Genomic DNA, 3,299 nt, shown 5'->3' with positions numbered 1-3,299 from the left:
CGTTTCCGGCCGGTGCCTCGAACAGCCCGGGGAGCCAGCCGGCAGCACCTTCCACGAGCGCATCCGTCACACCGCGTACCCATGCGTCGAGAAGAACGGGATCATCTTCGCCTACCTCGGCCCCGGCGAGCCGCCGCTGCTCCCCAACTACCCACCGCTCCAGGTCGACGCCGATCACGTGGTGGCGCAGAAGCTGTACAGCGAGTGCAACTACCTCCAGGGCAACGAGGGGAACATCGACCTGCTCCACACCTCGTTCCTGCACTACATTCGCCGCGATCTCAGCCGCCTGACGCCGGAGCAGCGTCAGGCGGCGGTCGAGCGCTATGGCGAGCCGGAGTCGCTGTCGGGTCGCGGCCCATCGCCGGGCCAGGAATCGTGCGAGGGCCAGCTCCTCCCCTTTGGGCTACGCATCTGCAAGATGCGCAAGGCGGGCGGGGATACGTACGTGCGTCTCGCGACATTTCTGCTGCCGAGTCTCACCGTCATTCCGGGCGGCAGCATCAACTGGCACGTCCCGATCGACGACACCCACCACTGGAAGTACACGATTCGATTCGACCGCGAGCGAGCGATCGCCGCCGAAGGGAGCCGCGTCGATTGGGCGCCGCCGCCCACGTATCATCCGGAGCCCAACCGCGCAAACCGCTATCTGCAGGACCGCGAGCTCATGACGACCTGGAGCTTCTCCGGCATCCCGCAGAAGTACTTCGCGGCGCAGGACCTCTGCGCGACCGAAACGGCCGGCCCGATTCAGGACCGGACTCACGAGCACCTCGCGCCCAACGACGCGGCGATCGCCGCGTCCCGGACGCTTCTCCGCCACGCCATCAGGTGCGTGCAGGAGGGCAAGGACCCGCCCCACGTCGTCCGCGATCCAGACCTCAACGACTTCCCGGAGATCGTCGGGACCTACGGCATGCTGCCGACCGGCTGCAGTTGGAGGGAATTCTGTGATCAGCTCGCGTCGGAGGGCAGAGGGTGGCAGACGCTCACCGTGGCGGCGCAGATGTAACCTGATAGCGGGTCGTGAAAAATGGCGGAGCCATTCTTCAGACTCTGCTGAACGGAAGGAGGGCGATCATGGGACGAATCGTTGCCGGACTGGCTTCCTCACACGCGTTCGCGCTGCTGGAGCCGGATGACTGGGATGCGCGCCGGCAGGTAACCCGCAGCCACTACAAGCGGCGCTATGGGGTCGAGCCGCCCGAGCGACCCGAGATCGCGGGGGAAACGCTCGAGGGCAACCGCCAGCGCTTTCAGCGGTATGCCGCCGCGCTCAGCCACCTGCGGGACCAGCTCCACCGCCAGCGGCCAGACGTGCTCGTGCTGATCGGAGACGATCAGGACGAGAACTTTCGCGAGGAGAACCTGCCGCAGTTCGCGATTTACACCGGCGACGACGTGCTCGCGGAGGGCCGTGACGAGCGAACGGCACAGGTCACCGGCGGGCACGCCGGCCCGCCGACCGAGACGCGCTATCGTTGTGACGCGGCCCTGAGCCGCGCGATCCACGAGGGCATGGTCGAGGATGGCTTCGACCTGGCGTCGTCCCTGCGCCTCGCGGACGATCGTCTTCGCTCGCACGCGCACGTGCAGATCCTCCGCATGCTGGATCCCACCGCGCAAATCCCCATCGTCCCGATCTTCGTCAACGCCATTCACGTCCCGGCGCCCACGCCCGCGCGGTGCTACCAGTTCGGCGCGGGGCTCCGCCGGGTGATCGAGCGGCAGCCGGACACAAAGCGCGTCGCGCTGTTCGCCTCGGGTGGTCTGTCCCACTACACGGCCGGCTTTCCGTGGCCGCACTACGATGGTCAGGCGACCCTCGGCTGGATTCACGTCGACTTCGACCGGATGGCCGTCGGCCACATGGCCGAAGGACGGGGGTCCGAGCTGCGCAAGCTCACGTCAAAGGATCTGCTGGACAGTGGGAACATCGAGATGCGGCAGTGGATCGTCCTGATGGGCGCCCTCGGCGACGTGCCGCCCACCGAGCTTGTCTACGAGCCCTTCTTCCGCGGCATCATGGGCATGGCCGCCGGATGCTGGGATCTTGAGAACAGCACCGTCGCCACTGGCGCGGCCAGGTAGCCGCCACCCAGCCCGTCATTGGAGGTTTACCCGTGCACGTACTGACAATGGATGGACGTCGTCAGGACACCGTCTCTCCGTATGCGCGATGGCAGGAGGCGGAAGGCATTCCGATCTACCGAGGCTCGTATGTCGAGGACCTTCACACGGTCGCCGTCGCGTCGTGGCCTCGGCTGGGGCAGAAGGGCGCCTTCGTGAACCTAGCCGAGCAGGAGCACGACGATGGGTGGGTGGTCGAGATCGCGCCCAGCGGCCAGACGGCCGTGCAGCATCACCTCTTTGAGGCGCTCATCTACGTCCTCGACGGGCAGGGGGCCACGACGCTCTGGCAGGGGAACTCCGACAAGAAGCAGACGGTCGAGTGGCAGCGCGGGTCGGTGTTCGCACCGCCCCTCAACTGCTATTACCAGCACTTCAACCTGGACGGTCAGATGCCTGCGCGCCTGTTCATGGTGACGCACGCGCCGACGATGATCAATCTCGCGGGCGGGATGCTCAACAGCGTCGATTTCGTCTTCAACAACCCCTACGTTTTCACCGACCGATACGCCGTGGAGGACGACTTCTTCACCGCGCCCGGACACCGGATCGCGCCGCGAATCGAGTGGAAGACGAACTACATCGCCGACGTCCGGACCTTCAAGCTCGATGAGAAGCCCGAGCGCGGCGAGGGCAGCTCGAACATGCACATCCACCTGGGCAACAATTCGAAGCTCATGTCGCACATCAGCGAATGGCCTGTCGGCACTTACCTCAAGGGCCACCGCCACGGCGTTGGCGCACACGTGGTGATCCTGGACGGCGAGGGGTACTCGTTGCTCTGGTTCGAGGGCGAGCCGCGCACGAAGGTGCCGTGGAGGGACGGCAGCGTGCTCTCGCCGAAGGAATGGGAATACCACCAGCACTTCAATCCCGGTCCCTCCCGCGTTCGGTACCTTGCCTTCCGATTTGGCGGCTTTTATGCTGGTCGCCCAAGCGGGGGATTCCCTGACCAGATCGAGCCCGCTGAAGAGGACCCGGCCATCTATGATGAGTTCGAGCAGGAGTGCGCGCGGAACGGGGTACAGCCGCTCTACCCGCGGCCGAAGTATCCGGCGACGTCATCGTGAGGAGGGCGGCGACGACGAAGGACCGGTCGAAGCGGTATGCATGAGTCGCGCGGAGATCCCTCGCCTTCGGCTCGGGATGACCGATCGTCGGTGCGC

General features: G+C 65.9%; 3 protein-coding genes. All 3 read left to right on the top strand.

The window, feature by feature from the left end; all coding sequences use genetic code 11:
* Positions 1-1,015, top strand: a 1,015-nt coding sequence (locus tag VFC51_05685; protein ID HZT06501.1) for a hypothetical protein, incomplete at its 5' end; no start/stop codon positions are given.
* A gap of 68 nt (positions 1,016-1,083) precedes the next feature.
* Positions 1,084-2,094 (top strand): extradiol ring-cleavage dioxygenase, encoded by a 1,011-nt coding sequence (locus VFC51_05680; protein ID HZT06500.1) that lies wholly within the window; start codon positions 1,084-1,086, stop codon positions 2,092-2,094.
* A 32-nt stretch (positions 2,095-2,126) separates the two neighbouring features.
* Entirely contained in the window at positions 2,127-3,203 is a 1,077-nt protein-coding gene (locus tag VFC51_05675; GenBank protein ID HZT06499.1) for an ethanolamine ammonia lyase-activating protein, read from the top strand.
* Positions 3,204-3,299 lie beyond the last annotated feature (96 nt).

The organism is Chloroflexota bacterium (assembly GCA_035652535.1).
Lineage (GTDB): Bacteria > Chloroflexota > UBA6077 > UBA6077 > SHYK01 > DASRDP01.
This window is presented reverse-complemented; position numbering and strand designations above follow the sequence as displayed.